Source organism: Pantoea sp. S18, from assembly GCF_045689705.1.
GTDB classification, from domain to species: domain Bacteria; phylum Pseudomonadota; class Gammaproteobacteria; order Enterobacterales; family Enterobacteriaceae; genus Pantoea; species Pantoea symbiotica.
Window position 1 is genome coordinate 3,021,074 of the sequence record NZ_CP142688.1, and the last position, 16,813, is coordinate 3,037,886.

Sequence of the window (16,813 nt, forward strand, 5' to 3'; positions counted from 1 at the left end):
TCAGCAGCATCAATTTTTTAAATTTAACCGGATTTTAACAATGGGATTTTTACGCCTCGATCCGATGATGATTAAACTCATCATCACCGTACTGCTGGCCAGCTTTATTCCTGCCAAAGGCGTCTTTGTCGACATCTTTGAATATTTGACCACCGCCGCCATCGCCCTGCTGTTCTTTATGCATGGCGCCAAACTGTCGCGCGAGAAGATCATCGCCGGAAGCAGCCACTGGCGCTTGCACTTGTGGATTATGTGCAGCACCTTTGTAGTATTCCCAATTTTAGGATTGCTGCTGGTGTGGTGGCATCCGGTGAATGTCGGTCCGGAGATTTATACCGGCTTTATCTATCTCTGCATTCTGCCTGCTACCGTGCAGTCAGCCATCGCCTTTACCTCGATGGCGGGCGGGAATGTTGCCGCAGCGGTATGTGCAGCTTCGGCATCCAGCCTGCTCGGCGTATTTATCTCGCCGCTGCTGGTGAATCTGGTAATGAATGTACACAGCGAAATGCCGGGTAATGGGCTGGAGCAGATTGGCAAAATCATGCTGCAATTACTGGTACCGTTTGTAATTGGTCATCTTTCACGCCGCTGGATCGGCGGTTGGGTGGAAAAAAATCGCAGCCTGATTGGTAAAACTGACCAGACATCCATTCTGCTGGTGGTTTACTCAGCCTTCAGTGAAGCGGTTGTGAATGGTATTTGGCACCGCGTCGGTTTGGATACGCTGTTATGGATTCTGGCAGGCAGCCTGCTCATTCTGTTTGTTGCGCTGGCGATTAATCTCGGAGCATCACGCCTGTTTGGCTTTAGCCGTGCCGATGAAATCACTGTGCTGTTCTGCGGCTCGAAAAAGAGTCTGGCGAACGGTGTGCCGATGGCCAACATCCTATTCCCGGCCGCATCTGTGGGTATTATCGTATTGCCGCTGATGATCTTCCATCAGGTACAGTTAATGGTGTGCTCTTTCATTGCCCAGCGCTACAAAGCCGGGAATGAAAAACGGCTGGCGCAGCAGCAAGTAGAAGCGCAGAAGTCCTAAGTAAAACGGCCCGCAAATGCGGGCCGTTTGTTTATTCATTGCGTTTGAGCGGTTTGATTAACCCTTCCAGACCTTCGATCTTAATCGTCAGCGTCAGCTGCATCAATTCACCTAACTTACCGGCCGGAAATTCATCTTTGCGGGCGAACCACAGCAAATACTCCTCCGGCACATCAATCAGCACTCTGCCCTTGTACTTGCCGAACGGCATCACGGTATTGGCGATTTCAACTAGCTGCTGTTTATCCACGTTAGGCTCCGAGCAGGCGAATCATTTCCGCTTCGTCGATCACCGGAATGCCGAGTTCCTGCGCTTTCGCCAGCTTGGAACCGGCCGCTTCGCCCGCAATCAGCAAATCGGTTTTCTTCGACACGCTGCCGCTCACTTTAGCGCCCAGCGCCACTAAACGCTCTTTGGCATCATCACGATTCATCTGCGACAAGGAACCAGTCAGCACCACGGTTTTACCGGCAAACGGACTATCAATCTCTTCGACATTCACCACTTCAACCTGCGGCCAATGCACGCCAATCTCTTCGGTAAGATCGCGAATAACGGCGCGGTTGCTCTCTTCATCCATAAAATTACGCACATGCGTCGCCACTACTTTGCCGACATCCTGCACTTCAATTAGGGCATCGAGATCGGCGTTCATCACCTTTTCCAGCTCGCCAAAGTGATTGGCAAGATTAGCAGCGGTGGCTTCGCCGACTTCACGAATACCCAGCGCATAAAGGAAACGTGCCAGCGTGGTGGATTTGGCCTTTTCCAGCGCATCAACCACGTTCTGCGCCGATTTCGGCCCCATGCGATCAAGGCCGGTCAGCTTGCCGGCCGTAAGACGGAACAGATCGGCTGGCGTTAAGACGTACTCTTTTTCTACCAGCTGATCGATGATTTTGTCGCCCATGCCATCTACATCCATCGCACGACGCGAAACGAAATGTTTGAGCGCTTCTTTGCGCTGCGCGCCACAAATCAGGCCGCCGGTGCAGCGCGTTACCACTTCACCTTCCACGCGCTCAACGTCTGAACCGCACACCGGGCAATGACTCGGGAAGACGATTTCACGCGTCTCTTGCGGGCGCTCCGATTCCACCACATTGACCACTTGCGGGATCACATCACCGGCGCGGCGAATCACCACTTTGTCGCCGATGCGCAAACCCAATCGGGCGATTTCATCAGCGTTATGTAAGGTAGCGTTGCTCACCACCACGCCCGCAACCTGAACCGGCTCCAGACGCGCGACTGGCGTAATCGCGCCGGTGCGGCCTACCTGGAATTCGACATCGCGCACGAACGTCATCTGTTCCTGCGCCGGGAATTTAAATGCCACAGCCCAGCGCGGCGCACGCGCCACAAAGCCGAGTTGCTCCTGCAGCGCCTGTGAATCAACTTTGATAACCACGCCATCAATGTCGAAGCCGAGCGACGGGCGCTCCTGCTCAACCTGACGATAAAACGCCAGCACTTCATCGGCGCTGTGAGCCAGACGAATACGATCGGTGACCGGCAATCCCCACGCCTTAAACTGTTGCAGACGTTGCCAATGGCTGGCGGGCATTTCACCGCCTTCCAGCAGACCAAAACCGTAGCAGAAGAAGGTCAGCGGACGTTTGGCGGTAATGCGCGGATCGAGCTGGCGCAGCGAACCGGCAGCTGCGTTACGTGGGTTTGCAAAGACTTTCGCGCCGGTGCGACGCGCTTCTTCATTCAGCTTTTCAAAGCCGCTTTCGGTGATAAACACTTCGCCACGCACTTCAACGCGAGCGGGAATGTTATCGCCATGCAGACGCAGCGGAATGGCATGAATAGTGCGCACGTTCGCCGTGATGTTCTCGCCGGTGGTGCCATCTCCACGCGTCGCCGCGCGCACCAGCAGGCCATCTTCATACAGCAAACTCACCGCTAAGCCATCCAGCTTGAGCTCGCAGCAATAAGTCAATTCGTCAGTGCTTTTAAGGCGATCCTGCACGCGTTTGTTGAAGGCAAGGAAGCCCGCTTCATCAAAGGTGTTATCCAGCGACAACATCGGCACTTCATGCCGCACTTGCTCAAAAGCTGCCAGCGGTGCCGCGCCCACGCGTTGTGTCGGAGAATCAGGTGTAATCAAATCAGGATGAGCACTTTCCAGCTCGCGCAGCTGAACCATCAATCGGTCATACTCTGCATCCGGAATCTCCGGCGTATCCATCACGTGGTAGAGATATTCGTGGTGACGTAACGTGGTGCGCAGCGCGGTGATCTGCTCCTGAACCGATTTCATAGTCTCTTATCCGATAAAAAACCCCCGACATGCGGGGGTTATATTTGTTTTGACTCAGTTAGCGGCGATTAACCGATAACTTCGCGAATACGCGTTTTGTAGGTTTCCAGCTTCTGCGGCGTCATCATGCGACGCTCATCATCCAGCACCACGCCGCCCACATCATCGGCAATACGCTGCGCGGATTGCAGCATCAGTTTGAAGTTCTGATTCGCATCGCCGTACGACGGCACCATCATAAAGATGGAGATGCCTGGTGTGGAAAAATTCCCCATTTGATCCGGATCGAATGAACCCGGTTTCACCATGTTCGCCAGACTAAACAGCACCGGACCGCTGCCTGCTGGACTAAGATGGCGATGGAAAATGTTCATCTCACCAAACTGGAATCCGGCCTGCAGAATACCCTGCAACAGCGCTTCACCGTTCAGTTCGCCGCCCGCATGTGCAGCAACATGCAGCACTAACACGGCTTCTTTTTTACTGCCCGGCGCAGCCGCCGCTGACTGTGGCGCTTCCGGTTGATGTGCGGCTGGCGCTTCAGGTTCGAACTCTGGCTCTTCTGCCGCCTGGAACTCTGGCGCAGGCTGCGTTGCGGAAAGCGGTTCGTTATCCAGCAGCGGATCGGCCTGAATCGGTTGTGGTGCAGGCGCTGGAATAGGCTTCGCAACGGGCGCTTGTGGCGCCACCGGCTTACGCACTTCCGGTTCGTCATCCAGCAACGGATCGCCCAATAACGGGTCAGTCTGACGTGATGCCGGTTGACGCACAGGTTCAGGCGCACGCGGCGCGCTCGCTGGGCGTGCAGTGAATTCGGGTTCTTCATCCGCATCACGATGACGACGTACACGGACTTCGCCGACGCCATCATCTTCTTCGCTCAGCAGATCTTCATCGGCTTCTTCGCGCTGTTTCAGACGTTTGTGCGGGCGATCACGAAACACGGAGGAGCGCTCTTTACGGCTGGTCCACAGTCCATGAAGTAGCAGCGCTATTATGGCGATCGCGCCAACAACGATTAATATCAGACGCAAATCCTGCATCATTGTATTCTCTGTTGTTCCAATACCTTGCCACCACGGCAAACTTTATCCTCTAACTGTATTTGCCCAGCTAAACAAGTGCAAGTCTGTGCAGTATTTTCTGACAAATTAGATAGCTGCCCCACGCTTTTTTGCTGTTTTTTCGCGCAAACCTGGCCTGAAGCCGACAAAAAGCCAGGTTATGATGGTCGCGCCGCTATATTTAGGAGAAAGGCTCGCTATGCCCGCAGGAAATTCGGTCTCAACATTAAATGGTGTTCACTACTTCGCTGAAGGATGGAAACTGGTGCGCCTGCCCGGCATTCGTCGCTATGTCATCATGCCGCTACTGATCAACATCGTGCTGCTTGGCGGTGCTTTTATCTGGCTGTTTCAGCGTTTGGGGCAGTGGATCCCAGCATTAATGTCACATATCCCCGACTGGTTGCAGTGGCTGAGTTATCTGCTGTGGCCGCTATCGGTGATTTCGATTGTGTTGGTGTTCAGTTACTTCTTTTCGACGCTGGCGAACCTGATTGCAGCGCCCTTCTGTGGCTTGCTCGCCGAGCAGCTTGAAGGGCGATTGACCGGAACGCCACTGCCAGATAGTGGCTGGATGGCCATGGTTAAAGATGTACCGCGTATCATGAAACGAGAGTTACAGAAGCTCGGCTACTATTTGCCGCGTGCGCTTGGTTTGCTGTTGCTGCACTTCATCCCCGGATTTGGACAAACGGTGGCGCCGGTTCTATGGTTTTTATTCAGTGCGTGGATGTTGTCCGTGCAATATTGCGATTACCCCTTTGATAACCACAAAGTGAGTTTTCAGCAGATGCGTCAGGCGCTGCGCCAGCATAAAAGCGCCAATATGCAGTTTGGTGCGCTGGTGAGCCTGTTCACCATGATCCCGATTATCAATCTGGCGATTCTGCCGGTGGCGGTATGCGGTGCAACGGCCATGTGGGTTGATCGTTATCATGCACAACATGCGCGCCGCTAAAGCTTTAAAATGCCTTATGCATTTTTGCGTAAGGCTTATGGTTGTGCGCTATATAGATATGCGATTTCTTTCCTTCCGCACATCATTAGAAAAGGTATGCTCTGAGGGTTCCCAATATTTCATACAGTTAAGGACGAGCTATGAGTAAGATCTATGAAGACAACTCTCTGACAATTGGTCATACGCCGCTGGTTCGACTGAACCGCATCGGTAACGGCCGCATTCTGGCTAAGGTCGAGTCACGCAACCCGAGCTTCAGCATCAAATGCCGTATCGGTGCCAATATGATTTGGGACGCGGAAAAACGCGGTATTTTGAAGCCGGGCGTTGAGCTGGTTGAGCCAACCAGCGGTAACACCGGTATTGCGCTGGCTTACGTTGCTGCAGCGCGCGGTTACAAGCTGACGCTGACCATGCCTGAAACCATGTCAATTGAGCGCCGCAAGCTGCTGAAAGCGTTGGGTGCTAACCTGGTGCTGACCGAAGGTCCAAAAGGCATGAAAGGTGCCATCGCGAAGGCAGAAGAGATAGTCGCCAGCGATCCGGATAAATATGTGCTGCTGCAGCAGTTCAGCAACCCCGCTAACCCGGAAATCCACGAAAAAACCACCGGCCCAGAAATCTGGGAAGATACCGATGGAGAAGTTGACGTGTTCATCGCGGGCGTGGGCACCGGCGGCACGCTGACTGGCGTGAGCCGCTACATCAAGAACACCAAAGGCAAGAAAGAGTTGATTACCGTTGCCGTTGAGCCAACCGATTCACCGGTTATAGCTCAGGCGCTGGCGGGCGAAGAGATCAAACCGGGCCCACATAAAATTCAGGGCATTGGTGCCGGCTTCATTCCTGGCAACCTTGACCTGAAATTGATTGACCGCGTAATCGCCATTACCAATGAAGAAGCTATTAGCACCGCACGTCAGCTGATGGAAGAAGAAGGCATTCTGGCGGGTATCTCTTCAGGTGCTGCCGTTGCTGCCGCGCTGAAGCTGCAAGAGGATGAAGCCTTCGCTAATAAGAACATCGTGGTGATTCTACCCTCCTCCGGCGAACGCTATTTAAGTACCGCACTGTTTGCCGATCTCTTCACTGAGAAAGAGCTGCAGCAGTGATGCTCAAAGTCTGAAACTGACGAAAAAAGCACCCGAATGGGTGCTTTTTTGTGGTGCAGATCTCACTTTTATCACCAGACAGATTGCTTTCAGTGATGCGGCTCTGGTATTTAAGCTTCCAATTATTTCGGTGCCTGAAATTAATCTGCCTTTGAAGTGGATCAAGCTGAATCGATTTACTGATTTGGCGAAACGGCGAATCACGGCATAATGAGAAGAGTGACGCATTCGTGCAGTTTTTGATCTGTCACTGTTAATGACGTACTCATTCGAGCGCATTTTGTGGTGAGCTTAAAGCCATACCAGCGCACCTACACAGGCTAAAGTTACGGCTCCAGGCTAGACTTTAGATCCATAACACCAAACCTGATAAAGTTGGGGAAATAGAATGTTCCAGCAAGAAGTTACCATTACCGCACCTAACGGCCTTCATACTCGTCCTGCAGCCCAGTTCGTTAAAGAAGCAAAGGCTTTCCAGTCAGAAATCACTGTGACTTCCAATGGCAAATCTGCCAGCGCGAAAAGCCTGTTCAAACTGCAGACTTTGGGTCTGACGCAAGGTACGGTTGTTACGCTGTCTGCCGAAGGTGAAGACGAGCAGAATGCGGTTGAGCACCTGGTCAAGCTGATGGCTGAGCTGGAGTAACCGGCTCAGTTCGCAACTAAACCGACCCCTTTGCCCCATTGAGTGCAAATATCTTGATCGCGGACAACCTGTCCGCGTTATTGCATCTTTAGAGTACTGCTCCGCGACAGTGGCGACGCATCGGGTCAATGAGCCATCGTGATTAAAAGGTAGGGTTATGATTTCAGGCATTTTAGCATCACCGGGTATCGCTTTCGGCAACGCACTTTTGCTGAAGGAAGATGAGATCGTCATTAGCCGTAAAAAAATTACTGACGATCAGGTTGAGCAGGAAGTTCAGCGCTTCCTCGATGGACGCAGCAAAGCTGCTTCACAGCTCGAAGCCATTCGCATTAAAGCCGGTGAAACCTTCGGTGAAGAGAAAGCTGCGATCTTTGAAGGTCACATCATGCTGCTCGAAGACGAAGAGCTTGAGCAGGAAATCATCGACCTCATCAAAAAAGACCACGCTACCGCTGACGCCGCCGCTCACACCGTGATTGAAGGCCAGGCTGTTGCCCTGGAAGAGCTGGATGACGAATACCTGAAAGAGCGTGCGGCTGACGTACGTGATATCGGTAAGCGTTTGCTGCAGAACATTCTCGGTCTGCACATTGTTGATCTGAGCGCGATTGCTGAAGAATCTATTCTGGTGGCGAAAGATTTAACGCCGTCAGAAACCGCACAGCTGAACCTGAAAAAGGTGCTGGGCTTTATCACCGATATTGGTGGACGTACCTCTCACACCTCTATCATGGCGCGTTCACTCGAGCTGCCAGCCATTGTCGGCACCGGTAACGTGACCACCACCGTGAAAAACGGTGATTTCCTGATTATTGATGGCGTGAACAACAAGATTTACGTCAATCCTTCCGAGCAGGAGCTGGAAGAGCTGAAAGCGATCCAGACGCAATATCTGTCTGAGAAGCATGAACTGGCGAAACTGAAAGATCTGCCAGCCATTACGCTGGACGGCCATCAGGTTGAAGTCTGCGCTAACATCGGTACCGTGCGCGATGTCGCTGGTGCAGAGCGCAACGGCGCAGAGGGTGTTGGCCTGTATCGTACCGAGTTCCTGTTTATGGACCGCGATTCACTGCCAACTGAAGAAGAGCAGTTCCAGGCTTACAAAGCGGTTGCTGAAGCGGTGGGTTCGCAGGCGGTTATCGTGCGTACCATGGACATCGGCGGCGACAAAGATCTGCCTTACATGAACCTGCCAAAAGAAGACAACCCGTTCCTCGGCTGGCGCGCGATTCGTATCGCCATGGACCGCAAAGAGATTCTGCATGCGCAGCTGCGCGCGATTCTGCGTGCATCCTCTTTCGGTAAACTGCGCATCATGTTCCCAATGATCATTTCAGTAGAAGAAGTTCGCATTCTGAAAGGCGAGCTGGAGCTACTGAAAACGCAACTGCGTGAAGAAGGCAAATCATTTGATGAGTCCATTGAAGTGGGCATCATGGTTGAAACGCCAGCATCCGCAGTGATTGCTCGCCATCTGGCGAAAGAAGTCGACTTCTTTAGTATTGGGACAAATGACCTGACGCAGTATACTCTGGCGGTCGATCGTGGTAATGATTTGATTTCACACCTCTATAACCCAATGACGCCATCTGTTCTGGGCCTCATTAAGCAAGTGATCGACGCATCACATGCCGAAGGGAAATGGACCGGCATGTGTGGTGAGCTGGCTGGTGATGAACGTGCTACACTACTGTTACTGGGAATGGGGCTGGACGAATTCAGCATGAGCGCCATTTCAATCCCAAGCATCAAGAAAATCATTCGTAATACTAATTTCGAAGATGCGAAGGCATTGGCGGAGCAGGCTCTGGATCAACCAACAGCGGATGATTTGATGAATTTGGTCAACAAGTTCATTAAAGAAAAAACGCTCTGCTGATCCACGGACGCTAGCCTCAAATTACTGCTTAGGAGAAGATCATGGGTTTGTTTTCTAAACTTTTTGGCGAAAAATCAGAGAGCGCGTCAGGCACTATCGATATCGTTGCGCCTCTGTCAGGCGAAATCGTAAATATCGAAGACGTACCTGATGTGGTATTCGCTGAGAAAATCGTTGGTGACGGTATCGCAATCAAACCAACCGGCAACAAAATGGTTGCACCGGTTGATGGTACCATCGGCAAGATTTTCGAAACTAACCACGCATTTTCAATCGAGTCTGATAACGGCATCGAACTGTTTGTTCACTTCGGTATCGACACGGTTGAGCTCAAAGGTGAAGGTTTCAAACGCATCGCTGAAGAAGGCCAGAAGGTTAAGAAAGGCGACGTGGTGATCGAGTTTGATCTGGCACTGCTGGAAGAGAAAGCGAAATCCACGCTGACGCCGGTTGTAATCTCGAACATGGACGAGATTAAAGACCTGATCAAACTCTCCGGTCAGGTAACTGTGGGCGAGACTCCGGTTATCCGCATCAAGAAGTAAGCTTCGGCTGATTCGTGAGAATTGTAAAACGGCACCCAATGGGTGCCGTTTTTGTTTACTTAGCTCTGAATGCGCGAGGTGCGGTCAGGACGACCACACCAAGCCTCATTCCTGCTTCCAGCGCGGCAACCTTAACGTGAGCTCCAACCCGCCTTCCGGGCGATTTACCGCCTGCACTTCTCCGTGATGCGCCAGAATCACCTTGCGCACAATCGATAGCCCCAAACCGTAGCCTTTGCCCATTAGCGGAGAATTCACGCGGACAAAAGGATCGAAGATGCTTGAGAGCTTCTCTTCGTCAACGCCCGGTCCTTGATCGCGAACGCTAATCGCCAGCCACTGATTCTCCGCCTGCAGGCGCACATTGATGTGCTGACCTTTATGCGAGAAACGCAGCGCATTGCGCAGCACATTCTCCACGCCACGGCGAATCAGCTCTGCATTGCCATGAACGGTGTAATCCGCATTCTCATCAACCTGAAAATCGACTTTTACGCCAGGAATTTGCGCCTCGTAGCGCACATCAGTCACCACCGCATGCAGCAGGCCGGTAAGGTCGAAATACTGTTCGCCCGGCATACTCTCGTGTTCAGCACGCGAAAGCGTCAGCAGTTCGCCAATCATCTTGTCGAGGCGTCGGGCCTCCTCATCAATACGATTGAGTGAGGATTCCACAGATTCCGGTGTCTGCCGCGCTAATCCGGTCGCCAGCTGCAAGCGTGCCAGAGGTGAACGCAGCTCGTGGGAGATGTCATGCAGCAGCTCCTCACGCGCTTTCACCAGCGTATCGAGGCGCTCTACCATCGCATCAAAATCCTGCGCAACGTTTGACAGCTCATCATGGCGTTTACGCATCACCGGATAGAGCCGCACCGACAAATCACCGCTGGAGACGCGCGCAAAGCCCTCGCGCAGCTGCCGCATCGGCCGCGTCAGGTTCCACGCCAGCAGCAGGCTAAACAGCAGCCCCAGCGCGCCGGCGAAGGTAAACATCGGTTCTGGGATATTCAGGATGCGACGCGGTCCGCCGCCCATCGAGCTATCTTCACGCAGGCCTTTAACGTCATAACGCAACTCATACTGTTTACCATCCTGCCCTTTTACCCAACGCACAATCACATTGGGAAAAGGCCCATGAAACGGAGCGCTAAAGGTTTCCGGTGGCGCATCGCCCGGCGTGGTAACGGGTTTATCATGCTGAATGACGGAGAAAAACTGACGATCGTTCGGCTCCCAGTCCGCCATCATGTCATCCAGCGAGCTCAGCCCGCCGCGTTCCAGCACTGAGACGGCAGAAGCCATTTGCAGATTAACGATACGGCGAATCGCGACAATCTCGGGCGGCTCATGTCGATTACCGGAGAGCGTAAAGCCCAGCCACAGCAGCTGGCTGATGATGACAAACACAATCCAGAAGCCGAGCAAAATCTTCCAGAACATGCGGCCGCGATAGCTGTGTTTCATCGAATGCGATAACCAATACTGCGCACAGTTTCAATGTTGACGCTGTCGGCGGTTAACGCAGCCAGCTTTTGACGGATGTTGCTGATATGCACATCAACGCTACGATCATAAGCTTCACGCGGACGGCCAAGGCCTTTTTCCGACAGCTCATCTTTCGATACCACGCGGTCCGGCGCACGCAGCAGCAGATCCAGCAGATTGAATTCTGAAGCCGTCAGGTCAAACGCTTTGCCCTGCCATTCGGTGATACGTGTCGCAGGATTAAGGCTCAGATCGCCCCAGCGCAGCAGCTCTTTCTTATCCGGCAGCGGAGTTTGATCTTCAAAGCGACGCAGCACGGCACGCAGGCGGGCCACCAGCTCACGCGGATAGCACGGTTTCGGCATGTAATCATCCGCGCCCATTTCAAGTCCGATAACACGATCAATGTTGTCGCCTTTCGCCGTCAGCATAATCACCGGCAAGCGGCTGTTTTGGCGCACCTGACGCAGCACATCGATGCCGCTCATATCAGGCAACATGATGTCGAGAATCATCGCGGTATAATTACCCGACAGCGCACCTTCAACACCGGCGCTTCCGGTTAAAACCAATTGCGTTTCAAAGCCTTCCGCAATCAGGTATTGGCTCAGCATGGTGCCAAGCTCTACATCATCATCTACCAGCAGGATTTTCATTTTTATCTCTCGTACAAAATTGCCGCTATTTTGTCCTGACTCCGCCGCAAGCGCAGCCGGTTTTACGCGATCCTTACAGTGCTTACGCTAGACGATTATTAGGGGAACTATAGACAAAAATGGCCCAGTCATACTTAAAAGGTATGCATAGGCCAAATTAAATGCGGGGAAAATCACTCAATGGAAAACGCCGGTGGAGAGATAGCGGTCGCCACGATCGCAAACAATTGCCACCACCACGCTGCCTGGCAGAGCCGTCGCGATACGCAATGCGCCTGCCACCGCGCCGCCAGAGCTAACGCCACAGAAAATCCCTTCACGCTGTGCCAGCGCGCGCATGGTCTCTTCCGCTTCGCGCTGCGCCATGTCGATCACCTCATCCACCAGCTCCGGCCGGAAAATGCCGGGCAGATAGGCTTCGGGCCAGCGACGTATGCCGGGAATGCTACTGCCCTCTTGCGGCTGCAGGCCAATCACCTGCACCGCAGGCGCGAACTCTTTCAGGTAACGTCCAACGCCGGTGATGGTGCCGGTGGTGCCCATGCTGGAGACAAAATGCGTCATGCGGCCAGCGGTTTGCTGCCAGATTTCCGGGCCAGTGGTGAGATAATGACCCAGCGGATTATCGGGATTGTTAAACTGATCCAGCACGCGCCCTTCGCCACGATCGGCCATCGCCTGCGCCAAATCGCGCGCCCCTTCCATACCCTGCTCGCGCGTCACCAGCAGCAACTCAGCACCGTAAGCACGCATCGCGTCCTGACGCTCCTGACTCATGTTATCGGGCATCAACAGGCGCAGCTTGTAGCCTTTCATCGCAGCGATCATCGCCAGCGCAATGCCGGTATTGCCGCTGGTGGCTTCAATCAAGGTATCACCCGGCTTGATATCACCGCGCAACTCCGCCTGATGAATCATCGACCAGGCCGCACGATCTTTCACGGAACCAGCTGGATTGTTGCCTTCCAGCTTTAGCCAGATCTCGCTGCCGTTGTCAGGCGTCAGGCGCTGCAACTTAATCAACGGCGTATTGCCGATGGTATTTTCCAGTGTGGTCACGGTTTGATTCCAGACGAAAGAAGTGCAAATAAAACGGGCGGGAAAGTCCCGCCCGAAGGAGTGTCAAAAATATCAGGCGCTCTCGGCAAAGGCAACCGGGCGCAGCGGCGTAGTGCCATGGTAAATTCGCGCCTGTTGCAGGCCAACGAACAGGCGTTCACCGCGAATCGGCGCGTTATGGTCGCCATCAAACACCACCGAGAACACGTCGCCTTGCCAGCCGCTCGGCTGCACCACCAATTGCCAGAAGTGACCACGCGGGCTGATCTCCAGCACCTGCACCGGCAAAGGCGTTTCCAGACTGCTCTGGCGTGAAATATCGATTTCCCACGGACGCAGGAACAGCTCAACTTCGCCCTGATGCGCTGGCGTGTAGCCCAGCGGCCAGCGATGTGCGGCAACATGGAACTGCGAGCCGTGCACTTCGCCTGCAAAGCGATTCACTTCACCGAGGAATTCGAGCACAAAGCGCGTCGCCGGGTCGCGCCACACGTCATCTGGTGTGCCAACCTGTTCGATGTTGCCCTGGCTCATCACCACCACGGTGTCCGCCACTTCCATCGCTTCTTCCTGATCGTGGGTCACGAACACGCTGGTGAATTTCAACTCTTCATGCAACTGACGCAACCAGCGACGCAGCTCTTTACGCACCTGCGCATCAAGCGCGCCAAACGGCTCATCCAGCAGCAAAATTTGCGGTTCTACCGCCAACGCTCGCGCTAACGCCACACGCTGTTTCTGTCCACCTGACAACTGCGCCGGGAAGCGGTTGCCAAGATGGGAAAGTTGTACCATCTCAAGCAGACGCGTAACGCGCTGTTTGATCTCAGCAGCACTCGGACGTTCGCGACGTGGCAGCACCGTCAGGCCAAAGGCGATGTTGTCGAACACCGTCATGTGGCGGAACAGCGCATAGTGCTGGAATACAAATCCAACCTGACGATCGCGCGCATGGATGCGGCTGACGTCTTTGCCATTGAAATGGATTTGTCCGCTGTTCTGATGTTCAAGCCCAGCAATGATACGCAGCAGCGTTGTTTTACCGGAACCGGACGGCCCCAGCAGCCCCACCATCTTGCCGGAAGGAATATCCAGAGAGATGTCGTTCAGAACCGACGTGCGGTCAAACGATTTGTTGATTTGTTTAATCTCAATGCTCATGATTTTCCTCCTGTAGGCGCTTCTGCTGATGCTCTAATCGCCACTGCACCACGCTTTTCAGAAACAGCGTTACAATTGCCATCAGGGTCAGCAGCGCGGCGGCGGTAAAGGCGCCCACGGTGTTGTAATCCTGATGCAGTAATTCAACCTGAAGCGGCAAAGTATAGGTTTCGCCGCGAATCGATCCCGAAACCACCGAGACCGCACCAAATTCACCAATCGCGCGCGCGTTGGTCAGCACCACACCATACATCAGCGCCCAGCGGATATTCGGCAACGTCACGCGGCGGAACATCTGCCAGCCTGATGCGCCGAGCAGCACCGCCGCTTCATCTTCATGGCTGCCCTGGCTCAGCATCACCGGCACCAATTCACGCACCACAAACGGACAGGTAACGAAGATGGTAGCCAGCACCATGCCCGGCCAGGAGAACATAATCTGAATATTGTGCGCATCCAGCCAGCCGCCAGCAGGACCGTTAACGCCCCAGAACAGCAGATACATCAAACCGGCAACTACCGGCGACACCGCAAAGGGGATATCAAACAGCGTCAACAGCAGTTGGCGGCCGGGGAAAGTAAAGCGCGTCACCAGCCACGCCAGCAGCGTACCGAACACCATGTTGACCGGCACGGTAATCAGCGCCACTAACAGCGTCAGCCAAATGGCGTGCAGCATGTCACCATCTTTCAGGTTATTCAGCGAGGCAACCAAACCCTGGTTGAGCGCTTCCCAGAAGATGGAAACCATCGGCACCACCAGCAGCAGGATGGAAACCAGCGCGCCGATGCCAATCAGCAGCCACTTGCCCCAGTTGATTGGCTGGCGGTCAGCGTGATTAATGTGTGAAATCTCCGCCATCAGTGGCCTCCTAAGCGACGGCCAAAGCGGCTCTGCAAGGTGTTAATCGCGAACAGCAGCAATAAGGAAGCGGCCATGATCACTGAAGCGATGGCGCTCGCCGCCGGATAATCAAACTCCTGCAGACGCACGAAAATCATCAGCGAGGTCACTTCGGTTTTCCACGCAATGTTACCGGCGATAAAGATCACTGCGCCGAACTCACCGATGCTGCGGGTAAACGACAGCGCGGTCCCCGCCAATAACGCCGGCGCCACTTCTGGCAGCACCACGCGACGGAAGCTCTGCCAGCGCGTAGCGCCGAGGGTTTCCGCAGCTTCTTCATATTCCGGGCCTAACTCTTCCAGCACCGGCTGCACGGTACGCACCACAAACGGGATGCTGGTAAAGGCCATCGCCACGGCGATACCGAGCCAGGTGTAAGAGACTTTGATATCAAAATGCGCCAGCCACTGGCCGTACCAGCCGTTGACCGAGAACAGGCCTGCCAGCGTTAAGCCCGCAACAGCGGTTGGCAGCGCAAACGGCAGATCCATCAAACCATCCAGCAGCGTGCGTCCTGGAAAGCGATAGCGCGTCAGAATCCACGCCATCAGCATGCCGAATACCGCATTGAACAGCGAAGCCACGCCCGCCGCCAGAATCGTCACTTTATACGCGGCAATTAGCTGAGGATGGGTAATCACCGCCCAGTATTGCGCCAGCGTCATCTGCGACAGCTGCATCAGCAAAGCACTGATCGGCAGCAGCAGAATCAGGCAGGTGAACAGTAAGCTGGTGCCGAGGCTCAATCCAAAGCCCGGCAAGACACGTTTTTGAGCAAGCGCAAACATTAACCGCGCCCCGCTGCCAGTAATTTATCCAGCTCACCGTCACTGGCGAAATGGACTTTCATCACGTTGTCCCAGCCGCCAAAGGCATCTTTGACGTTGAACAGTTCAGTTTGTGGGAAGCGATCTTTCTGCTCCGCCATCAACTGCGGATTGTTCACGCGATAGTAGTAACTGGTGATAATTTTCTGCGCTTCAGGCGTGTAGAGATAATTAAGGTAGGCTTTGGCCGCGTCTGTAGTGCCGTTGTGCTCGACATTTTTGTCGACCCACGCCACTGGGAACTCCGCCAGGATATTGGTTTTTGGCACGATCACTTCGTATTGGTCTTTGCCGTACTGATTACGGATGTTATTCACTTCCGATTCAAAGCTGATCAGCACATCGCCGAGGCCGCGCTCGGCAAACGTAGTGGTAGCGCCGCGACCGCCGGTATCAAAAACTTCAACGTTCTTCAGGAACTTCGCCATAAAGGCTTCAGTTTTGGCTATATCTTTGCCATCGGCCTGATCGGCTGCGCCCCACGCGGCAAGATAGGTATAACGCCCGTTACCGGACGTTTTAGGATTCGGGAAAATCAGCTTCACGTTATCGCGTGCCAGATCAGCCCAGCTGTGAATCTGCTTCGGGTTACCTTTGCGCACCAGAAACGCCATGGTGGAGTAAAACGGTGAGCTGCTGTTTGGCAGACGTTGTTGCCAGTCAGCGGGAATCAGTTGGCCTTTGTCATGCAGCACCTGCACATCAGTAACCTGATTGTAGGTCACCACATCGGCGCGCAGACCTTGCAGAATTGCCAGCGCCTGCTTAGAAGAACCGGCGTGCGACTGCTTGATGGTCAGCTTGTCATTGGGATGCGCAGCGTCCCATTGCTTTTCAAAGGGTGCATTCAGGGCAACAAACAGTTCGCGCGAAACGTCGTAGGAGCTATTCAGCAACTCAGTTGCTTGCGCCGCACTGGCTAAAGCACACGACAGCGCGATACCGCCAAGCCATTTTTTCGAAATCGGAAGTGTCATGCTGCACCCTGAAAGACGGCAGTTAAGCCAATGCCATTAGATGCTGTCAGTGTATTTATAACTCAGGGGAAAGCTGTAACGGTTTTATATATCGTTTAGGGATTTCAAAGTCTAAAAAGGCATAAGACGGCGGGAGAGTTTATGCGGTGAGTGGGATTGAATTGTGCGGCGTTTTGGCCAGGTCGCCATAAATGGCGACCCAACGAAATCTCACACCGT

Annotated in this window: 16 protein-coding genes; 6 read left to right on the plus strand and 10 right to left on the minus strand. The window is 53.8% G+C overall.

Translation table 11 applies throughout. The features are described from left to right. Positions 1 to 40 precede the first annotated feature (40 nt). Positions 41 to 1,042, plus strand: a complete 1,002-nt coding sequence (locus tag VIJ98_RS13950) for a bile acid:sodium symporter family protein (protein ID WP_008107781.1) — start codon at positions 41 to 43, stop codon at positions 1,040 to 1,042. A 31-nt stretch (positions 1,043 to 1,073) separates the two neighbouring features. Here the strand turns inward: VIJ98_RS13950 and VIJ98_RS13955 are convergent, their stop codons facing one another. The 3 genes from VIJ98_RS13955 to zipA form a co-directional block, all read right to left on the minus strand. After that, complete coding sequence (locus VIJ98_RS13955; protein WP_061717899.1) at positions 1,074 to 1,292, minus strand: DUF3820 family protein; 219 nt, start codon at positions 1,290 to 1,292, stop codon at positions 1,074 to 1,076. 1 nt (position 1,293) lies between these two features. Then, a complete protein-coding gene (gene ligA, locus VIJ98_RS13960) occupies positions 1,294 to 3,312 on the minus strand; it encodes an NAD-dependent DNA ligase LigA (protein WP_154155753.1) in 2,019 nt (672 codons plus the stop codon). 68 nt (positions 3,313 to 3,380) lie between these two features. Beyond that, positions 3,381 to 4,358 (minus strand): cell division protein ZipA, encoded by a 978-nt coding sequence (gene zipA / locus VIJ98_RS13965; RefSeq protein WP_323274523.1) that lies wholly within the window; start codon positions 4,356 to 4,358, stop codon positions 3,381 to 3,383. Between the two features lie 217 nt (positions 4,359 to 4,575). On the opposite strand from zipA, the gene cysZ reads away from it, so the two are divergent. The 5 genes from cysZ (at position 4,576) to crr (ending at position 9,522) form a co-directional block, all read left to right on the plus strand. After that, positions 4,576 to 5,334 carry a sulfate transporter CysZ gene (cysZ, locus tag VIJ98_RS13970; protein ID WP_323274525.1) on the plus strand — a complete coding sequence of 253 codons (759 nt, stop codon included), beginning with the start codon at positions 4,576 to 4,578 and terminating at the stop codon, positions 5,332 to 5,334. A 140-nt stretch (positions 5,335 to 5,474) separates the two neighbouring features. Next, positions 5,475 to 6,446 (plus strand): cysteine synthase A, encoded by a 972-nt coding sequence (cysK, locus tag VIJ98_RS13975; RefSeq protein WP_008107790.1) that lies wholly within the window; start codon positions 5,475 to 5,477, stop codon positions 6,444 to 6,446. Positions 6,447 to 6,834: 388 nt separating this feature from the next. Beyond that, positions 6,835 to 7,092: a phosphocarrier protein Hpr gene (ptsH, locus tag VIJ98_RS13980; protein ID WP_008107792.1), complete on the plus strand. Its 258-nt coding sequence runs from the start codon at positions 6,835 to 6,837 to the stop codon at positions 7,090 to 7,092. Positions 7,093 to 7,249: 157 nt separating this feature from the next. Next, complete coding sequence (gene ptsI, locus VIJ98_RS13985; protein WP_154155750.1) at positions 7,250 to 8,977, plus strand: phosphoenolpyruvate-protein phosphotransferase PtsI; 1,728 nt, start codon at positions 7,250 to 7,252, stop codon at positions 8,975 to 8,977. Positions 8,978 to 9,018: 41 nt separating this feature from the next. After that, entirely contained in the window at positions 9,019 to 9,522 is a 504-nt protein-coding gene (gene crr / locus VIJ98_RS13990; protein ID WP_008107804.1) for a PTS glucose transporter subunit IIA, read from the plus strand. Positions 9,523 to 9,627: 105 nt separating this feature from the next. Here crr and VIJ98_RS13995 read toward each other — a convergent pair whose 3' ends face one another. The 7 genes from VIJ98_RS13995 to VIJ98_RS14025 form a co-directional block, all read right to left on the minus strand. Continuing rightward, positions 9,628 to 10,986, minus strand: coding sequence for an ATP-binding protein (locus tag VIJ98_RS13995; protein WP_154155748.1), 1,359 nt, complete (start codon positions 10,984 to 10,986; stop codon positions 9,628 to 9,630). Further along, the gene (locus tag VIJ98_RS14000) at positions 10,983 to 11,663 is read right to left on the minus strand and encodes a response regulator transcription factor (protein ID WP_008107810.1); all 681 of its coding nucleotides are present in this window, start codon (positions 11,661 to 11,663) and stop codon (positions 10,983 to 10,985) included. Before VIJ98_RS14000 ends, VIJ98_RS13995 begins: the two co-directional genes overlap by 4 nt. Before the next feature lie 177 nt (positions 11,664 to 11,840). Continuing rightward, entirely contained in the window at positions 11,841 to 12,722 is an 882-nt protein-coding gene (cysM, locus tag VIJ98_RS14005) for a cysteine synthase CysM (protein ID WP_323274528.1), read from the minus strand. A gap of 72 nt (positions 12,723 to 12,794) precedes the next feature. Beyond that, entirely contained in the window at positions 12,795 to 13,883 is a 1,089-nt protein-coding gene (cysA, locus tag VIJ98_RS14010) for a sulfate/thiosulfate ABC transporter ATP-binding protein CysA (RefSeq protein WP_008107812.1), read from the minus strand. Continuing rightward, positions 13,873 to 14,745 carry a sulfate/thiosulfate ABC transporter permease CysW gene (gene cysW / locus VIJ98_RS14015; protein WP_008107814.1) on the minus strand — a complete coding sequence of 291 codons (873 nt, stop codon included), beginning with the start codon at positions 14,743 to 14,745 and terminating at the stop codon, positions 13,873 to 13,875. Before cysW ends, cysA begins: the two co-directional genes overlap by 11 nt. Next, positions 14,745 to 15,578 carry a sulfate/thiosulfate ABC transporter permease CysT gene (gene cysT / locus VIJ98_RS14020; protein WP_008107816.1) on the minus strand — a complete coding sequence of 278 codons (834 nt, stop codon included), beginning with the start codon at positions 15,576 to 15,578 and terminating at the stop codon, positions 14,745 to 14,747. The genes cysW and cysT overlap by 1 nt, the downstream gene beginning before the upstream one ends. Next, on the minus strand, positions 15,578 to 16,594 hold the full coding sequence (locus VIJ98_RS14025) for a sulfate ABC transporter substrate-binding protein (protein WP_008107829.1): 1,017 nt from the start codon (positions 16,592 to 16,594) through the stop codon (positions 15,578 to 15,580). The genes cysT and VIJ98_RS14025 overlap by 1 nt, the downstream gene beginning before the upstream one ends. Positions 16,595 to 16,813: the final 219 nt, after the last annotated feature.